The following is an 18,124-nucleotide window of genomic DNA, read 5'->3' as shown; positions in this document are numbered from 1 at the left end:
TCTCCACCGTTATTATTATTGTTTATCCTAAGTATAGGACAACAATTGAAAGGACGAAGGATTTCAACTGAAATTTATAATACATTTTTTTATATAATTTATGATATAAATTAGTTAGTTAGATTTCAGGATGAAATGGACATGCTTTCCTCGAGTAAAGAATATCTACAGGCCCTTCGCGAGGGAAAATATCTTCTTTTTTTAGAGTGGCCACAATTTATTGCGGCACATTATTGCAAAGAGGTTTCAACTCAAGATGCTGACGCCACTGTCATCTTGTTGGTTTATGAGTGGTTGAATAATGGTTATTGTGAAGAGGACGCTAAAAAAATAGCTCTTTTATGTGCTGTTAGTGATCTTCCCGCTAAACCCATAAGAGGTACTATAGATTACTCGCTTACAGCAATTTCAATAGCAGTTTTCCAATGTATGCTTTATCAAAATGAGAAGTTACAGGAGCTGTTTCTTTGCAAAGAAACATTGGATATGGAACAAGTTATTGCTGTAGTAGATACGGTGATGAGCGGAGTAGAAAAACTATCTTTCGAAAAGATGTTGGCCAAGCAACAAAGTGTTTTTTATTCCTGGGTTGCCGCTATTTCTCGCGAGGATGCTGAGTCAGTACATTGTCAAATTAGCCCTATTGCCAAGCGAAGATACATAACAGAAGAGTACAGTTTACAACTTGGAGCCACTAAGCAGGTTGGTGATCTATTAAAAAATTCGCGTCTAAGTGTGGTTAAAAGATTGGCTCGTTATTTGAATGAACAGAGTGAGTTGACCGAAGAGGTTCATCTGGAAATTACAACTTATGTCGCTAAAATTAAGGAATTGCAGCCTGCTGGTTTTGAAAAAGAGTACTTACAAGCTCTATTAGCACCTTCGCTATTAGAGAATACTTGGGAAATAGTAACTAATATTGGGCTGAGTTTCTTTAAGTTATTACAATCTACTCCATCCCCTCCTGTTGTGGTAGAGCAGCACGAAACTAAGAGAGGGATAAAGTAAATAGCAAGAAGAGTTTTGAACTTGAGAACTGGGGGGGGTATTTTTAAGTGTTAATTATCGTGCTTCATGAGCAAGCAGTGATTCTTTATAGGTGAGGGCTTGAGGACTTCCCATATAACCACCTAGATCATTTTTTCCTACAACACGATGACAGGGGATAAATAATACTAAAGGATTACGTTTACAAGCTTGTCCCACTGCTCGTGGGCTACTTTGTAGTTTTAATGCCAACTCGCCATAAGTTAGGGTTCTACCAACTGGAATTACTAATAAAGCATTCCAAACTTTTTGCTGATATACACTTCCTTGAGGTTTTAGTGGCAATTGGAAGCGATGATGGGGATCGGCAAGATATGAGTCCAACTCATTGTTAATTAGCTGAGTCAATCCATTTGACGAAGAAGATATTGATGCATGGGTAAATGAGGCTTTATAAATAAAATGCTCATCATATGCTATTTCGATGTTACCAAAAGGGGTAGCAAAAACAGAAATGATGAGCTTTTTATTCAAGAATTAATCGCCTTTTTTTCCTGCTAATTTCTCTTTGATTCGAGCTGCACGGCCAGCCAAGTTGCGTAAATAATACAATTTAGCACGACGAACATCGCCACGTCTTTTAACGGTGATGCTATCAACAATTGGACTATAAGTTTGGAAAACACGCTCAACACCCACATTATGGGATATTTTACGAACAGTAAAAGCTGAGTTTAAGCCACGATTACGTTTTGCTATAACAACGCCTTCAAAAGCCTGTAAACGCTCACGGGTACCTTCAATTACTTTTACTTGAACCAGAACAGTGTCACCTGGACTGAACTCAGGAATTTCCTTGCCTTGCATTTGCTCAGCATTTAATTGGTCAATAATATTAGTCATGGACTACTCCTCAAATTGGTTTATCCTCAACAGGAATCACCGTGTTCGCATTTAAACTCAACAAGCAATTGCTTGTCTGTTTCACTTAACTGTATTTCTTCAAGTAAATCCGGGCGTTTAAGCCAGGTTTTACCAAGAGATTGTTTTCTACGCCATCTCTCAATATCTCTATGGTTACCGCCTAATAAAATTGGTGGAACCTCCAGCCCGTCGATACTCGCGGGACGCGTATAATGAGGGCAGTCAAGCAAACCATTCATAAATGAATCTTGCTCTGCAGAGGCTAGATGCCCAAGACTGCCGGGTATTAAGCGAATGATCGCATCAATAAATACCATAGCAGCTAGCTCGCCACCGCTTAAAACAAAATCACCTAACGACCATTCTTCATCCACATGCTGAATAATGATTCGTTCATCAATTCCTTCATACCGTCCTGCAATAAAAAGCAGGGGCTGTCTTTCTACAGCCACTTTATTTAAGTCATTCTGTCGAATCACCTTACCCTGGGGGCTTAAGTAAATCGTCTTGCAGTTGCTGGGCATTTGGCTTTGTGCCTGTTTTATAGCCTTATGCAATGGTTCATACATCATCACCATTCCTGGTCCGCCGCCATAGGGCTTGTCATCGACCTGTCTATAAGGTCTGGATGCCCAATCACGAGGGTTCCAGCAGTCTATTTTAGCTATACCTTGTTCAATCGCTCGACCAGCAACACCAAAATTCAAGCTCTCTAGTATTTCAGGTATTAAACTAATTATTCCAAAATGTAGCAACACTAAAAATCCACATCCCAGTCAACAGTAATGACTTGTTGGCTTTCGTTAATTTCAATAATAAATTGCTCAGGCAAATAAGGAATTAAATGTCTTTTTTCACCTTGCACTACTAAGACATCATTTGCACCAGTAGGCATAATTTCTGTGACAACACCAAATGATTCTCCCTTTGGGTTTACCACCTTCATGCCAATTAACTGATGCCAGTAATATTCACCTGGTTCAAGAGCCGCAAGTTGCTCTTTTTTTATCGCTATTTCAACATTAGTGAGACTCGCGACCATCTCACGTTCAGGGTAGCCCTCTATTGTTGCTATTATGGCTTTGTTATGAACCTCTACAGATAATATTTTTATAAGCTGCCACGTATTATTTAATAAAACATGCCAATCCGTATAGCGCAAAATATTATCTCGTGGTTCAGTAAAGGATTGAACTGTAATAAATCCTTTAACACCATGAGGTCGGCCGAAACGGCCGATTACCACCCAATTCGCTTGATTACTCACGTGATTAAGCAGCTGACTCAGTTTGTTTATTAAATTCTTTGACTAGTGCAGCCACGCGATCTGATAATTTTGCACCTATTTTTTGCCAGTGACTTAATTTTTCTGCTTCGATGTGAAGACGAACTTCTTGTCCACGTGCGATAGGATTAAAATAACCAATACGCTCAATATAACTACCATCGCGGCGCTTGCGGCTGTCAGTAACAACTAGGTGATAAAAAGGACGCTTCTTTGCGCCACCTCGTGATAAACGTATAACGACCATTGTTTTCCTCTACTTTAGAGTGGTTACATAAAAATGCCGTGTATTGTACGAAAATTAACTCGACATGTGAAGTAATTCTTACGAATTATTTTTAGGGGTTGCTGATATTTCTCTTATTTTAATCGAAGCATTGTGTTTTTCTCCATGTTAGATGCTCACATACTGCACTAAGACACTTAAAAAACAAGATGTTACCCGAATAAACTAGCGAAACCGCAACAACTCCTGCCTATTTTAAATCATCTGGAAATAAACCTTTCATTCCAGCCATTCCGCCAAGCCCCCGCATCATTTTTTGCATTCCGCCAGGCTTGGTAAATTTTTTCATCATTTTCTGCATTTGTTCAAATTGCTTTAATAATCGATTTACATCCTGTATTTGAGTGCCAGAACCTTGCGCGATACGTCTTTTACGGGATCCGACAATTATTTTGGGAATACGTCGCTCTTTTGGAGTCATTGAATTAATAATTGCTACAGTTTGAGCTAAAGCTTTATCATTAACTTGTTTCATTGCTTGTTGTGGCATTTGATTCATGCCTGGTAGCTTGCTCATCATTCCAGCAATTCCACCCATATTGTTCATTTGTAGCAATTGTTGCTTGAAATCTTCCAGATCAAAGCCTTTACCTTTTTTTAATTTATTAGCTAGCTTTTCACTGGCTTTTTTATCGGCTTTATCTTCAATTTCTTCTATTAAGGTAAGGATGTCTCCCATACCCAATATTCGTGAAGCAATACGTTCTGGATGAAAAGGCTCTAAAGCAGCTATCTTTTCACCACTACCAATGAATTTGATCGGTTGACCTGTAATTTGCCGAACAGACAGCGCAGCCCCACCTCGCGCGTCACCATCTGTTTTGGTAAGAATCACCCCTGTTAAAGGTAACGTTTCATGGAATGCTTTAGCTGTATTAGCTGCATCCTGTCCTGTCATGCTATCAACAACAAATAGAGTTTCAATCGGATTAACCGCTTGATGTAATGCTTTAATTTCGGCCATCATGTCTGAGTCAATATGCAGGCGTCCTGCTGTATCGATAATCAGAACATCCATAAATTGTTTTCTGGCACTATCCAGCGCTTTTTGCGCTATTGCTATCGGCTGCTCGTTGAGTTCAGCTGGGAAAAACGCAACATCAATTTGCTCTGCTAAAACCTGAAGTTGTTGTATTGCTGCTGGGCGGTAAACGTCCACACTAACTAGCATAACTTTTTTATTTTCGGTTTCTTTTAAATAACGCGCGAGCTTTGCAGTACTGGTTGTTTTTCCTGAACCTTGTAATCCTGCCATTAAAAATACAGCAGGTGGCTGTGTTTTAAGATTGAGTTCTGCTCGCTCATCACCCATTGTATGAATTAATTCATCATGGACTGCTTTGATAAAGGCTTGGTCGGGATTTAAGCTAGTTAATACTTCTTGGCCCAGAGTCTTTTGTTTTACTTGCTCTATAAATTCTTTAATAACAGGCAGAGCTACATCAGCCTCAATTAGTGATAGTCTGACTTCACGCAAGGCATGTTGTATATTGTCTTCAGTTAAGCGCCCTTGACCTCTCAAATTTTTAAAGGTACGAGTCAAGCGTTCGGTTAAATTGTCAAACATATTTAATAATACCTGAAAAAATATGCACTATAGCACAGAGCAGTGAAGTTATGCCACTTATGAGCTTATTAATGAATAATTTTAGTAATTAACAGGCAACTATTTAGGTTCCATGTCCTTCTTTTCTGTGCTCTGTATCCGTATTATTGTGTTGTGCAGGTTATAATTGTTGAACCCTATTTTTAAGGAAGAATGATGTATAAAAGCATAAAAGTTTTTTTCTTTTTCTTGATAATAAACCATAACTCTTTTTCTATGAATGCAATAACGAAGTTATTCACGTCAACGAGTTATAATTTCACGCCCGGCCAAACGTTGACATTAGTTAATAATACTTCTAAGACGATTACTGCCATATGTCAAGTGACTGTTGTTACAAATCAAATTCACAGTATATCAATGAAAGTACTCAACGGGAGTGGCCAAATTAATGGTACTAGTCTTACGAAGGGGCAAACGTTGGTACAGACTGTTTATAATACTCAGGTGATTCCTGTTACTGCAAATTCTGGTGCTAAGGCTGAGTTTACTAATCTAGGGCCGTATATAGTGAGCGCTTCTTGTTGGTGAAATGGCTTTCATCTCTTCATAAGGTGTATAAAACATGGAAGTTATTTTATTCTTACTTATTGTCGGCATTACTTTAGTCATAGCTAAATCTTTTTTGGGGATAAGGAGTCGTCTCTTATTAGTAGAGTCTGACACTCCAATCGACCCCAACTCACTAACTCATGATGGGATAACTACCCTTTTGTCTAAGATGGGACATCCTGAGTTTAGGGGCGTCTGTTATGGATTTACGCTGAATTGGGCATTAAATGTAGCTGATGGGCATGAGACATTATTCTATAAACAACTTCATTTGTTGCGTGTTCATCAAGTAACTTTACCAACGATCATGCAGCAAATACGAATTAAAAGGAAGGAGAGCAAATCATTAACTGGAGATGAGCATACTATTGAAACCCTTCCTAAATTACTTAGAAAAATTTGTATGGCGCAATCTCCTTTGCAATATAAGACATATTATGGAAAATTAGTGTGGCAGTCTGATGTGCCAACCATTTTAAGTAAAATCGCTTCAAAATATTCTAATGTTAAACGTATTTTTTATAAAACACATACCTTTGCTTCTATGGGGGATGCAAACAATTATTTTGATCTGTTAAAAAGCATAGGAATTAATGGCCGCACTGCTGTAATTATTAGTACAGATGATCATGCCATGGGATTTAAGTTAGCAGGTCATTTATGGCGTTTTATAGATATTAATGGACTCTTTAAGCAGCACGTAGAAAAGCCTTATTATGAATTTACCTCAAAACAATTAGCTCATAAGCTTTATAAGTTATGTAGCAATGGGACATTGATAACCAGACTTACTGTTAATACAGACTTCATCGCATTGCAATCTCATGACAGTTTGTCTAGGACACTAAGTAATATGTATCCAAGGTTCCCGTTAAAGTCAAAGATGACCTATGCAGAAAAAATAGCATTTTTTACCATGGCCGCGTTACAAGGAGACCTCGAAACAGTAAAACAATGCTTAAAGGCTGGATTGTCGATTTTTTTCCATGATCAGTTGAGTGATGATTCCCCCTTACTAACCGCGTTGTTTGAGGGAAGACGCGAAGTAGTTCAAGCCATGATTTCCTCGCCTCGTTTTCTTATTAATAAAAGACGGAAATCAGATGGCTTTACCTTGTTGCATCTTGCTTGTGAGTCCGGGGGAGCTGATATAGTTGGGGATCTGTTGAAAATTAGAAGGATTCTAGTTGATGCACAAGATAAAAAAGGAAGAACTCCCTTAATGGTAGCGTGTGAGAAAACTACATTTACCCGAGATAAAAAATTATTTGAGCAATTACTCGCTCATGGTGCCTCACGTACCATTAAAGATCAGTCAGGACTAACTGCATTAGATCATGCTATTCAGAATGATCATTACGTAGCTATAAGAATGATCCGAGATAAAAAGTTATCCAAGACAATCCCTGCCTCTAGAGCAATAACTAAAACAGGGAAAATTGCATCTAATAAAGCCACTTTTTTTAATAAGACGTTCAAGACGACATCTAGTAATGAAGTCTCTCCATGCATGGAGAGTACTATGATGTGTTGACCTTGAATTAAAGTCTTATCGTCTATATCCGTCTTGGTAAAATAATTAATAGCACTCGTACATTTAGTTTCCTATAAGAAGCTGTTATGATGCTTGCAACAAAGTATTGCAGAATAAGGATATTTATGACTCTACGAGGTAACTCACTATTTGTTACTGTTTCAGCACTTATTTCTTTTAGTTTTTGCTCATATGCTTGTACTGATTTTAAATTAACGTCGAAAGATAATACTGTTATTATTAGCCGAAGCATGGAATTTGCCGCTGATTTGAAATCCAATTTACGCACCTCTCCTCGTGGTCGCGTCTTTAATACGACGACACCAAATAATAAACCAGGATTGAGCTGGAAAGCTAAATACGGTTATGTGTACGTAGATGGTTTTGGCGTTGATGCTAGCTTTGACGGCATGAATGAAGCGGGGTTAACATTCGAATACTTATACCTTCCTGGTGAAACTCATTACCAATCAATACCGGCAGGGAAAGACGGGCAAACAATCCCTTATTCTTTATTGGGTGATTGGGTCTTAGCTAATTTTCAGACTATAGATGAAGTAAAAGAAGCGCTAAAAAAGGTTTATGTAAGTAATCAGACCATTCCACAATTAGGCGATACTATCTTACCTGCCCATGCTTCTATTTATGATGCAAGCGGCAAAGGAATAGTTGTGGAATTCTACGATGAGAGGATTAATCTCTTTGATAATATTGGGGTGATGACTAATTCTCCCAAATACGATTGGCACGTCACCAATTTGAGTAATTATATTAATTTATCAGCAGATACGCCTCAAACAATTCAAACCAAGGGTATATCTTTGGCTTCATTAGGGCAGGGGTCTGGTGCAGTGGGGCTTCCTGGTGATGCTTCTCCTCCTTCTCGATTTGTAAAAGTAGCCTTTATGCTAAAAAATGTGTTTCCTGCAAACAATGTCCAAGATTTACTTAATTTGGCACAACATATTATGAATAATGTTGATTTGCCATCAGGATATGTTCGGTCTGTAGATAATGGCCAAACAGCTACTGACATTACTCAATGGGTCGTATTTAAAGACATCACACATAAAACATTTTATTATCGTACCTATAATGATATGACCCTACATAAGGTTGCTATGGATAAGCTAAGTTTTTCTGAAAACGCACCGCGTTTAAAGATGTCGTTACAAGGAGAACCCAATATTATGAATGTAACTGATCAGTTTTTGCAGACTGGTAAATAATAATGTGGTATTTGCTTATTTTTTATGCGATTATTAAGGTTAACTTAAGCTTAAATCCATTATAATAAGTGTTTGAACCGATAAAGACTGTACCCAAGGAATGAAATGAGTAATACGAAGCACTCACTAACAATTTTTAGCCTGACTATGATTACGGTTGGTTCTGTAGATAGTATTCGTAATTTGCCTGCCACGGCGTTATTTGGCAGCCAATTAATATTTTATTTTATTTTAGGCGCTGTGTTTTTTTTAATTCCCACCGCTTTAGTCTCAGCAGAGTTAGCTTCAGGATGGGCAAAGCAAGGTGGTATTTATATTTGGGTGAAAGAAGCATTTGGCAAAAAATCTGGATTTTTGGCCATCTGGTTGCAATGGATAGAAAACGTTATATGGTATCCAACGATTTTATCTTTCGTTGCAGGAACAATTGGATATTTAATTAACCCAGAACTAAGTAATAATCCTTATTTTCTTTGGGCGGTTATTATTACTTGTTTTTGGGGGGCGACCATCCTCAATTTACGCGGTATGAGCTCTTCTGCTTTATTTAGCAATATTTGTTCTTTGGCTGGCTTGTTATTGCCTATGTCTTTGATAATTGGCCTAGGTGCTGTGTGGATTGTGCAAGGGAATCCATTACAGGTTCAATTTGATATTCCAAGCGTAGTTCCTCATTTGGCTGATAAATCTATGTGGGTATCACTAACGGCAATTATTATGTCTTTCTGTGGAATTGAAATAGCAACCGTACATGCTAATGATGTTAAAGATCCGCAACATGCATTCCCAACAGCGCTCATTTATTCCGTAGGTATTATTTTAAGTACTTTAATTCTTGGTTCTTTAGCTATTGCTATTGTTTTACCAGGAAAAGATATCAATTTAGTGGCAGGAATTATGCAAGCTTTTGAGGCTTTCTTCACCAGTTATAACATGAGGTGGATGATGCCTGTTGTTGCAGTAATGCTTGTTTTAGGAGGGCTTGGTGGTGTAAGTAATTGGATCATAGCGCCAACCAAAGGTTTATTAGTTGCTGCAGAAGAAGGGAATTTACCTGACATGTTTCAGAAAACTAATGCTAAAGGTGCTCCTGTAGTGATGTTAGTCACCCAAGCAATGATCGTTACGGTGTTATCTGCTTTATTCCTATTCATGCCCAGTGTTAATGGTTCTTATTGGTTACTCACTGCATTAGCTGCACAACTATACATGTTGATGTATCTGATTATGTTTATTGCCGCGATTAAACTGCGTCTAAGCCAACCTTGTCATTATAGGCCATTTAAAATTCCTGGAGGGATTCTGGGCATGTTATTGGTCGCCAGTATTGGCATTATTGGTGTACTGACTACTTTAGGTGTGAGTTTCATTCCTCCAGAAGGTATTAATGTTGGCAGTACTATTCGTTATGAGCTGACCTTAATTATCGGATTAGTATTAATGTGTGCGCCACCATTTGTTAGCTCCTGGCTGCAATCAAAATCAAGTAGTGCCGATTTTGAGCCTGCAGTATAATTATCTCCTTGGTGCAATGAAATAAATGGTGTTGTGTTCTAACGAGAAAATTCGGGAACAATTTACCTCTTATCGCTTATGAATTACATTAATGAATTGTTAGTAGAGTTAACTGCGCGCTTACCTGAGTTAGAATGGAAAATCAGTAGTTTTAACTTATTCCTTTCAAGTCATGATATACCCTCAGGATTATTTCGCTCGGGCCCTGAACTAACCGGGGAGGGGTGTATTAATGAAATTAAAGCGGATATTCAAACATTATCTCAGCAAAAAAACGAACGCAGTGCTCACTATCTCTCTAATAAAATTAGACAAAAAGTAAATGTATTAGTTACTCTTTGTCAGATGGAGAGTCGGAAAAACAAAATGGAAGAAAAAGTCCATTTTGGTATTAAAATGCTAAGTACTCGTCAACAGTGGATTGCAACGCTTGAGCAAGATATTAAGGCTCTAGAGAAACAACAGCTGGCCATGATTAATACTTTAGAACAAATGCAACGCAATTCTAATATAACTGCTATTTTAAGCCTTCAAGGTGAGTTGGGCGAAGTAGAGAAGCGTTTGACATTGGCAAGAGAAACATTGAATCAAGCTATTCGTTAAAAATATAATAAATCAAATCATTAAAATGACTCTTTTGCTTGAGTTAATAATACGTTACATTAAGGTCGCGTATGTTAGACTTCTTTCGAAACGTTACTGTATCGGCGAATTGTTTCGTTGGTACGGTGCTCGAGTCCTCATGTACTGGCGCGTATATACCTCGGTTCCGCGCTGCGTTCCTTCTCGCACCTCGCTCGATACAGTGGGTTTCGAAAGAAGTCTATTTTATTAACTAAAACGGAGTTTTTTTCATGTCAGATAAATTTTCCCATATAACCAAAGACATTAGCACCCAGTTAGCTAAAATGCGTAAAGAAATGCCTGATGTTATGGCTGGATTTTCTGCTTTGTCTCAAGCCGCGACTAAAGACGGTGCTTTAGATAAAAAAACCAAGGAGCTTATTGCCATGGCTTTGGCTGTAGCGAAACAATGCCCTGGTTGCATCGGCTTTCATGCCCAAACATTAATCAAACTACAAGCAACGCGAGAAGAGTTATTAGAGACATTAAGCATGGCTGTTTACATGGGCGGAGGGCCTTCTTTAATGTATGCTGCAGAGGCTTTAGAAGCTTTTGAAGAGTTTAGTCAATAATTTGTGTTCTATGCCACGCGGCCTGACTCTTGACCCATAGGCGCTAATGGCGCTACCTTAAGCTTTTGTAGCCTCGATTAGCGCCGCGTAATACGGGCTATGATGTTCCCTTCTTTTCCTTAAAACAGGCCATTAGATCAAGAGCCTGTTTTAAGTTACAAAAACTTAAATTGATGTGTTACATGAACTCATTCGGAAAAGTTTATTAAATTTTAGTGTCCCTGACCTAGTAAAGAGCCAACATGAGCTATTTGATTGGTATTATTAGTACAAGGATAACTCTTGGTAATTCCCATCCAGGCTATTTGTGACACCGTCATTTTATCTTTGTCACTTTGCTGGCTGGAAAGTTCTTTATAGGTTTTTTGAATCAGGTCATTTAGAGTTATGGCATTAAGTTGAGTGCCTTGTGGCAGACAAAAAATAGGTCTTCCTTGGCTTCTGGCTGCTTCGTTAGCCTGCATAATCGTCTCAGCAATACTTTCACAGGTTATAGTAAGAACGTGATGGGCCGATCTGGCCCATGCTTGTGCTTGGGGATCGGCTTTAATTTCCATTTGAGGAATATTGTTCGCAATATTCATGTAATTATTAATCGTATCAGCATGAACGTAGCCACAAATAGACATTAAACTAATGAAGAATAAACGCATAATTAATCCTTAAAAAATCATTTATGAGAATGTAACAAATAGTATTCCGTAGGATCGCCAGGACAAGCGAATGGGCCACACTCAAGGAATGTACTTATTCCATTAGCAATAATCAATAATAGGAATAAGCCAATTAGAGCTTTACCCCCTCTGTGCTGAACTTTATACTCTATGTTAATACCTTGATCAAGAATAAGAGCGATTGCTATAAGAACGATAATAATAGCAAATCCTATGGCTGCCCAAGTGTATAGATAATAGCCAAATAGTGGCATTCCATATCCTAGATCATTTGGGGCTAAATGAAGTGTAATTTGACGGAATGAAACAGCTAATCCTAACAGCGCGGCGAGTAGCATCAATCCGTAATGTGCGGGCCTGAAACCAAGATATAAATTCATGAGCATGCCCATTCCTATGGCGACATAGGCAATTCGTTGTAATAAACACAGAGGACAAGGTAAATCGTGATAAATTAGTTGCTCTCCTAACACAAAACATAAAATACTAGATAGAAGCAATAATCCCAGCCAATTGCCTAAGAGATGCAATGTTCCTTCTTTGTTCATAGATTCACCAAATGGCTATGGTAATTAAAACTATAAAGAGCAAAAAGTAATACAATGAGGGATTGGGTTAGTATGGTTTTATTCGGTTTAAAAACTATCTGTAAGCTAATTATAAAATAAAATACAAATAATAACGCTATCAACATGATTGCTCCCTGTTCCTTGGATTATGATAGATAAAATTATAATTGTAGGTGTTCATATTGCCGTACTTCCTAATTGAGTTGTTGTATTTAAACTCCATGAGGTTTGATAAGACCAAATTTAAGGGCAATGAATAAAAAAATAAATAATGTCAGCGAAATTGTAATTCTTATAGTAAGCGCCTTAACCATTCGTTTTGAATTTCCTGAGTCTTTTACAAGGAAAAATAAACCGCTAGCCAGAGAGCCTGCGATAATAATCATCACAAAGATGATGAACAGTTTGGTAATCATTTGGTATACTCCGCAATTGCTATTTTCAGTCAGGAGTTGGGACAGCTAATAATTCGTCAACTTTAGTCGAAATACCTTGATTTTAGAGCTTCGTAGAGCAATGCATAGAATACATGTGCGACGAGGAACAAAAAATCAGTGCATTGCGGCTAATACAAGAGGACGGTCAACAGCCCCTGCCAAACCATAGAGCAATGAATAAAAGATGCCTAGTTTAACGTGTTTTAGTTTTCGTTTCACCCCAAATTGGTTAATGACCATTCTTGCAATGGTATTTATTTCGTTATTTATTCGCTTGGGTTTTTGGCAAATACAACGATCAGATGAGAAAGCGAGAATGGTTGCCGCAGAAGCCGTGTTAGCAAAGCAGCAACCTATTTCCTGGGATTTTTCTCAGAAAGAACCCATGCAATATCAACGGTTGAAGTTGCAGGGAAACTATTTAGCGCCGATTTTTTTGCTGGATAATCAGCATCATCAACATCAATTTGGTTATGATGTTCTTTCTCCTTTACTTCTTGCAGACGGTTCGGTAGTGATGGTAGATAGAGGATGGGTTCAAGGAGATAGCACACGACGTTCTTTTCCTGAAACTCAATCTCCAGATGGACTAATAGAAGTACAAGGAAGTGCCTATTTTCCTAGCAAAAAACAATGGATTTTGGGACCTGGCATGGAGGAAAAGGAAAATAAAGTAATTATCATTGAGCTTTTAGATACAAAAATGTTAAGTCATATTTTGCAAAAAAAAGTCTATCCGTTTATTATTCGCCTCAACAAGAAGGATACATATGGATTTGTACGTGAATGGGCTATAGTATCCATGCCTCCGCAACGCCATTTAGCATATGCACTGCAATGGTTTGTTATGGCATTTGCTGTTCTAGTTCTATTTGTGGCATTAAATCTAAAGAAAAAAAATGAAGAAACAAGTAACTAAATATTATACTTTATTGCTGTTAGCCATAATGTTTGCGGCTCCTGGTGTAGCTGCTTATTTATTTTATCAGCATCCAACATGGTTAAGCTCTACAAAAGTGAATAAGGGAACCTTATTGACCCCTCCAGTAGAGTTGGGCTCGTTAAATGCACAGGCCAAATGGCAAATTATTTTTTGGAGTCCAGGCTCATGTGAGCAGGATTGCTTAACTCAACTGAATGTATTAGCGCGAGTCCGTTTAGCTTTAGGGCGTAAGCTGTATTTGGTCGATCAAAAATTAATTCTGGGCGATAATAGCGCCTCAATAACAGATAAGATGAAAAAAGTGCTAAGAGAGCAGGACTTTCACCTGACGGAGTTATCCAAAGATGATAGGGCTAAATTAGAAGATTTATCTGCAGAATCAAAAATTTTTATAGCAAACCCAGATAATTTTCTGGTTATGAGTTATCGATCAGGAGTGAATCCGGATGATGTCTATAAGGATATAAAACTTTTGCTTAATACAACTGAAAAGAAGAGTGGCTAAGTTAATGCAGAATAATTCAATACGTATTGCGGCAACAATTGCCGTACTATTGGCCCTATTTGTGGTGATGCTGGGTGCATATACTCGCCTTACTGATGCTGGATTAGGTTGTCCTGATTGGCCGGGTTGTTATGGTAAAATGGTTCTTCCTAGCGCGGATGGTGCATTAAAGGAAGCACAATCAACATTTCCACAAATACCTATAGAATCCAGGAAAGCATGGACAGAAATGGCGCATCGTTATGTGGCAGGAACTTTAGGTTTATTGATCTTTTTTATCGCTTTTTCAGTATTACGTAAGCGTTTACAGGGACACCAGCTGCCTTGGCATCTACCTTTAGCTTTACTTGTCTTAGTCGTGTTTCAGGCTGCTTTGGGTATGTGGACAGTAACGTTGAAATTGTTACCTGTGGTAGTAATGGGACATCTTTTAGGTGGAATATTAATTTTTGCATGTTTGAGTCGTTTCCGATTACAAATGAGTACCCTTGTTGGACAAGATTTACCTCAATGGAGGCCTTGGTTGCGGCTGGGGGTGATTATCGTTTTTTTACAAATTGCATTGGGAGGATGGGTCAGCTCCAATTATGCGGGTATTTCTTGCATCGGCTTCCCTACATGTAATGGGGTTTGGTTACCTGAATTGTATTTTGCTAAGGGCTTCAATTTGTTTTCTCCAGTTGGAGCTAATTATCAAGGCGGACTTCTAGATAATGATGTTAGAGTCAGTATTCAGTTTATTCATCGTATCGGAGCGGTGATAACGGCATGTTATGTATTGGCATTGTGCGCGCTTATTTTAGTGAACAATAATTCAAAATATTTAACGCGCGCTGCTTGGCTACTCACTGCTCTGGTAACAGTTCAGTTTGCATTAGGTGTGCTGAATGTCATTTATCTATTACCAATAAAAATAGCGGTAGCTCATAATGGAATAGCGGCTCTTTTACTAGCGGTTATATTTAGTATGCTGCATTTTACGCGAGGAGGACAGAAGCATGCCTACTGAGATGGTATCTCCATTACCTGTTGATTGGCGTGACTATGTGGAGCTATGCAAGCCTCGTGTTGTTTTACTTATGTTACTAACTGTTCTGGTTGGAATGTATTTAGCAACCCCGGGTTGGATTAATTTATCTTTAATAAGTTTTACTTTGGTCGGTGTTGGTCTATGTGCTGGTAGTGCTGCAGCTATAAATCATCTTGTCGACAGACATATTGACTCCATTATGGCGCGCACGAAAAAAAGACCAGTGGCTCACGGTAGAGTTTCTGTCATTCAAGCCTTATGGTTTGCATTAATAATGGGGGCTTTAGGTTTAACTATTTTAGCAGTATTGGTTAATCAATTAACCGCCTTACTTACTTTTGTGACTTTAATTGGCTATGCTGGCGTCTATACTGGTTATCTAAAACGGGCTACATCACAAAATATTGTGATTGGCGGTTTAGCTGGAGCAGCACCTCCATTATTGGGGTGGACTGCGGTTACTAATCATTTGGATCCGCAGGCTTTGCTATTGGTTTTGATTATTTTTACATGGACTCCACCTCATTTTTGGGCCTTGGCTATTTATCGCTTTGAAGAATATCAAGATGCTCAAATTCCCATGTTACCTGTAACTCACGGTATTCAATACACCAAATTGAATGTTTATTTATATACAATCTTACTGTTGGTTGTTAGTGTATTGCCGTTTGTAGTTGGTATGAGTGGTTGGCTTTATTTGGCTGGAGCTTTAGGTCTTGGACTTAGATTTTTATTTTGGGCGCATAATTTATATCATACTGAAAAACCTGTAGTAGCAATGCAAACTTTTAGATTTTCAATTGTATATTTGATGTCTTTATTTGTATTCCTTTTAATAGATCATTATTTGTAAGGAGATAAAATGAGTGTGAAAATAAAGAGAGTTACTTTAATTGCTGCCATTCTCTTCTCCCTTGCTGGATTATTGGGTGGTGTGCTCTTGTCACAGCATTTTTACTTCAAGAAAAAAATAGATGTGGCTGAGTTTCATGGTACTTACCTTGAAAATCCTAGGACAGTGAATCAGTTCAATTTGACAGGAATAGACCAAAAACCATTTAACAATTTAAGCTTACAGGGGCATTGGACTGTAGTTTTTTTTGGATTTACTAATTGTGGTTATCTTTGCCCTACGACTATGGCAGAAATAAGTAAAATGTATAAAATTCTGGAAGAGAAAAAAGTTAAAAATTTACCCCATGTAGTGATGATATCTATAGATCCAGATCGTGATACTCTTGAGAAACTAGGACATTATGTGACCTCTTTCAATTCTACTTTTTATGGCGCAAGAGGAAATGAAGAAGCTATTAAATTAATGACCAGAGAGATGGGTATTGCGTATGGCAAAGTAGCATATAAAGATAACACCGATCCTAAAAATTATGATGTGCAGCACAGTGGTGCTTTAATGTTATTTAATCCACAAGGTGAATTAAATGCATTTTTTACTACACCGCACCATGCAGATTTATTAGCAAAGGATTATATGTTGTTAGTTTCTTAGAATTTAGAATTGCAAATTCTATAAAAAATGGGCAAAATCCACGACTTTTTGTGATTCACTGCCCATTTACTTGCGTGTAAACTATGTAAAGTGCTTTCCAAAAATCGTGGCTTTTGCCTCATGCTTAGCGAGTTTGTAAACAAAATCTTAGTTGTACTCATTGCAGTTTTATTGGAGCTATCTCTTAATAAGGGGCGTATGTTTAACGTTTTTACGTTGCTTTGAGAATTAGTAATTGCTTGCCTTGTTTATCTTGAGCATAACAAGGGACTTCCTCGTTATGACTTGATGGCTTTTTGTTGTAGTCATGATAAAAGAGGATAAAGTAATTACTAAACGCACCCTACTTTATTTGATTAAAGAGGGTGAGATTTTATATTTTTTAAACTAGGCTTTACTTAAAAGAGAAAAAATAATTGAGGAATCATTCATTCATGAAAATTGCAATATTAGCCACTAATCCACATTTGTATTCGCATAAGCGTTTAAAGGCGGAAGGAGAGGCTGCTGGCCACGAGGTTAAAATTATTAATCCTTTATATTGTTATATGAATGTTGCTGCATCTAATCCTAAGGTTCATTACCGCGGAGGAGCTTCGTTGCCTCATTTTGATGCGGTTATACCAAGAATTGGTGCCTCTAATACTTTTTATGGAACTGCGGTACTCCGTCATCTCGAGACCATGGGGATCTACACTTTAAATGAGTCTATTGCTATTTCTCGCTCTAGAGATAAATTTCGCTCATTACAATTACTTGCACGGAAAGGCATTCCTATGCCGCTAACGAGTTTTGCACAATCACCAGATGATACTGAGGACTTGATCCATATGGTCGGTGGTGCTCCTTTGGTTATAAAACTTCTAGAGGGAACCCAAGGTAAGGGGGTAATTCTTGCTGATAGTCACCAATCTGCGGTTAGTATTATTAATGCATTCAAAGAAATGCATACCAATATTTTAGTACAGGAATTTATTGAGGAATCGAGAGGGACTGACATTCGGTGTTTCGTCATTGGCGATAAAGTCGTTTCGGCTGTGAAGCGTCAGGCCAAAGAAGGCGAGTTTCGTGCGAATGTTCATCAAGGTGGTAAAGCAATAAAGGTCAAACTATCACCTCAAGAGCGAGCTATAGCGGTCAGTGCAGCTAAAACTATGGGGCTAAAGGTTGCGGGGGTTGATTTGATTCGTTCTAATCATGGTCCTTTGGTATTAGAAATTAACTCCTCTCCTGGTCTTGAAGGTATTGAGAAAGCTACTGGCTTGAATGTTGCAAAAAAAATAATTGAATACATTGAGAAAAACGCTAAGCCGATAAGCGTTAACCACCGTTTTCATGGTTAGTT

General features: G+C 38.1%; 22 protein-coding genes. 13 read left to right on the top strand and 9 right to left on the bottom strand.

Annotation, left to right across the window (positions count from 1 at the left end):
* The first annotated feature begins 141 nt into the window (after positions 1-141).
* Complete coding sequence (locus tag LFA_RS12415) at positions 142-1,008, top strand: helical bundle domain-containing protein (RefSeq protein ID WP_045096480.1); 867 nt, start codon at positions 142-144, stop codon at positions 1,006-1,008.
* Positions 1,009-1,062: 54 nt separating this feature from the next.
* On the opposite strand, the gene LFA_RS12410 is transcribed toward LFA_RS12415, so the two are convergent.
* The 6 genes from LFA_RS12410 to ffh all read right to left on the bottom strand — a co-directional run bounded on the left by LFA_RS12410 (position 1,063) and on the right by ffh (position 5,049).
* Positions 1,063-1,521, bottom strand: a complete 459-nt coding sequence (locus LFA_RS12410) for a methylated-DNA--[protein]-cysteine S-methyltransferase (protein ID WP_231865841.1) — start codon at positions 1,519-1,521, stop codon at positions 1,063-1,065.
* Positions 1,522-1,524: 3 nt separating this feature from the next.
* The gene (gene rplS / locus LFA_RS12405) at positions 1,525-1,890 is read right to left on the bottom strand and encodes a 50S ribosomal protein L19 (RefSeq protein ID WP_045096479.1); all 366 of its coding nucleotides are present in this window, start codon (positions 1,888-1,890) and stop codon (positions 1,525-1,527) included.
* 26 nt (positions 1,891-1,916) lie between these two features.
* Positions 1,917-2,669, bottom strand: coding sequence for a tRNA (guanosine(37)-N1)-methyltransferase TrmD (trmD, locus tag LFA_RS12400; RefSeq protein WP_045096478.1), 753 nt, complete (start codon positions 2,667-2,669; stop codon positions 1,917-1,919).
* The gene (gene rimM, locus LFA_RS12395) at positions 2,669-3,178 is read right to left on the bottom strand and encodes a ribosome maturation factor RimM (protein WP_045096477.1); all 510 of its coding nucleotides are present in this window, start codon (positions 3,176-3,178) and stop codon (positions 2,669-2,671) included. Before rimM ends, trmD begins: the two co-directional genes overlap by 1 nt.
* Positions 3,179-3,182: 4 nt before the next feature.
* Positions 3,183-3,443, bottom strand: a complete 261-nt coding sequence (gene rpsP / locus LFA_RS12390; protein ID WP_045096476.1) for a 30S ribosomal protein S16 — start codon at positions 3,441-3,443, stop codon at positions 3,183-3,185.
* 229 nt (positions 3,444-3,672) lie between these two features.
* A complete protein-coding gene (gene ffh, locus LFA_RS12385) occupies positions 3,673-5,049 on the bottom strand; it encodes a signal recognition particle protein (RefSeq protein WP_045096475.1) in 1,377 nt (458 codons plus the stop codon).
* A 192-nt stretch (positions 5,050-5,241) separates the two neighbouring features.
* On the opposite strand from ffh, the gene LFA_RS12380 reads away from it, so the two are divergent.
* The 6 genes from LFA_RS12380 to LFA_RS12355 all read left to right on the top strand — a co-directional run bounded on the left by LFA_RS12380 (position 5,242) and on the right by LFA_RS12355 (position 11,114).
* Complete coding sequence (locus tag LFA_RS12380; RefSeq protein WP_157010358.1) at positions 5,242-5,619, top strand: hypothetical protein; 378 nt, start codon at positions 5,242-5,244, stop codon at positions 5,617-5,619.
* 34 nt (positions 5,620-5,653) lie between these two features.
* Entirely contained in the window at positions 5,654-7,174 is a 1,521-nt protein-coding gene (gene ankG, locus LFA_RS12375; RefSeq protein WP_052673961.1) for a Dot/Icm T4SS effector AnkG/AnkZ/LegA7, read from the top strand.
* Positions 7,175-7,299: 125 nt separating this feature from the next.
* A complete protein-coding gene (locus LFA_RS12370) occupies positions 7,300-8,403 on the top strand; it encodes a linear amide C-N hydrolase (RefSeq protein ID WP_157010357.1) in 1,104 nt (367 codons plus the stop codon).
* Positions 8,404-8,508: 105 nt separating this feature from the next.
* Positions 8,509-9,918, top strand: coding sequence for an APC family permease (locus LFA_RS12365; protein WP_045096472.1), 1,410 nt, complete (start codon positions 8,509-8,511; stop codon positions 9,916-9,918).
* A gap of 78 nt (positions 9,919-9,996) precedes the next feature.
* On the top strand, positions 9,997-10,521 hold the full coding sequence (gene priC, locus LFA_RS12360) for a primosomal replication protein PriC (RefSeq protein ID WP_045096471.1): 525 nt from the start codon (positions 9,997-9,999) through the stop codon (positions 10,519-10,521).
* A 251-nt stretch (positions 10,522-10,772) separates the two neighbouring features.
* Positions 10,773-11,114 carry a carboxymuconolactone decarboxylase family protein gene (locus LFA_RS12355; protein ID WP_045096470.1) on the top strand — a complete coding sequence of 114 codons (342 nt, stop codon included), beginning with the start codon at positions 10,773-10,775 and terminating at the stop codon, positions 11,112-11,114.
* Positions 11,115-11,326: 212 nt separating this feature from the next.
* Here LFA_RS12355 and LFA_RS12350 read toward each other — a convergent pair whose 3' ends face one another.
* The 3 genes from LFA_RS12350 to LFA_RS12340 form a co-directional block, all read right to left on the bottom strand.
* Positions 11,327-11,767, bottom strand: coding sequence for a hypothetical protein (locus tag LFA_RS12350; protein ID WP_045096469.1), 441 nt, complete (start codon positions 11,765-11,767; stop codon positions 11,327-11,329).
* A gap of 17 nt (positions 11,768-11,784) precedes the next feature.
* Positions 11,785-12,336 (bottom strand): disulfide bond formation protein B, encoded by a 552-nt coding sequence (locus LFA_RS12345; RefSeq protein WP_045096468.1) that lies wholly within the window; start codon positions 12,334-12,336, stop codon positions 11,785-11,787.
* A 233-nt stretch (positions 12,337-12,569) separates the two neighbouring features.
* On the bottom strand, positions 12,570-12,743 hold the full coding sequence (locus tag LFA_RS12340) for a twin transmembrane helix small protein (RefSeq protein WP_231865935.1): 174 nt from the start codon (positions 12,741-12,743) through the stop codon (positions 12,570-12,572).
* A 235-nt stretch (positions 12,744-12,978) separates the two neighbouring features.
* Here LFA_RS12340 and LFA_RS12335 point away from each other — a divergent pair, with 235 nt between their 5' ends.
* From LFA_RS12335 to rimK, 6 genes are all read left to right on the top strand, one after another.
* A complete protein-coding gene (locus tag LFA_RS12335) occupies positions 12,979-13,713 on the top strand; it encodes an SURF1 family protein (RefSeq protein WP_045096466.1) in 735 nt (244 codons plus the stop codon).
* Positions 13,694-14,242, top strand: coding sequence for a hypothetical protein (locus LFA_RS12330; RefSeq protein WP_045096465.1), 549 nt, complete (start codon positions 13,694-13,696; stop codon positions 14,240-14,242). Before LFA_RS12335 ends, LFA_RS12330 begins: the two co-directional genes overlap by 20 nt.
* 4 nt (positions 14,243-14,246) lie before the next feature.
* The gene (locus LFA_RS12325; RefSeq protein WP_045097586.1) at positions 14,247-15,251 is read left to right on the top strand and encodes a COX15/CtaA family protein; all 1,005 of its coding nucleotides are present in this window, start codon (positions 14,247-14,249) and stop codon (positions 15,249-15,251) included.
* Entirely contained in the window at positions 15,241-16,125 is an 885-nt protein-coding gene (cyoE, locus tag LFA_RS12320) for a heme o synthase (RefSeq protein WP_045096464.1), read from the top strand. The genes LFA_RS12325 and cyoE overlap by 11 nt, the downstream gene beginning before the upstream one ends.
* 9 nt (positions 16,126-16,134) lie before the next feature.
* Positions 16,135-16,779 (top strand): SCO family protein, encoded by a 645-nt coding sequence (locus tag LFA_RS12315; protein ID WP_045096463.1) that lies wholly within the window; start codon positions 16,135-16,137, stop codon positions 16,777-16,779.
* Between the two features lie 434 nt (positions 16,780-17,213).
* A complete protein-coding gene (gene rimK, locus LFA_RS12310; RefSeq protein WP_045096462.1) occupies positions 17,214-18,122 on the top strand; it encodes a 30S ribosomal protein S6--L-glutamate ligase in 909 nt (302 codons plus the stop codon).
* The last annotated feature ends 2 nt before the right edge of the window (positions 18,123-18,124 follow it).

The organism is Legionella fallonii LLAP-10, assembly GCF_000953135.1.
GTDB classification, from domain to species: domain Bacteria; phylum Pseudomonadota; class Gammaproteobacteria; order Legionellales; family Legionellaceae; genus Legionella; species Legionella fallonii.
Note: the sequence above shows the minus strand (reverse complement) of the source record. Positions and strands in the feature narration are given on the sequence as shown.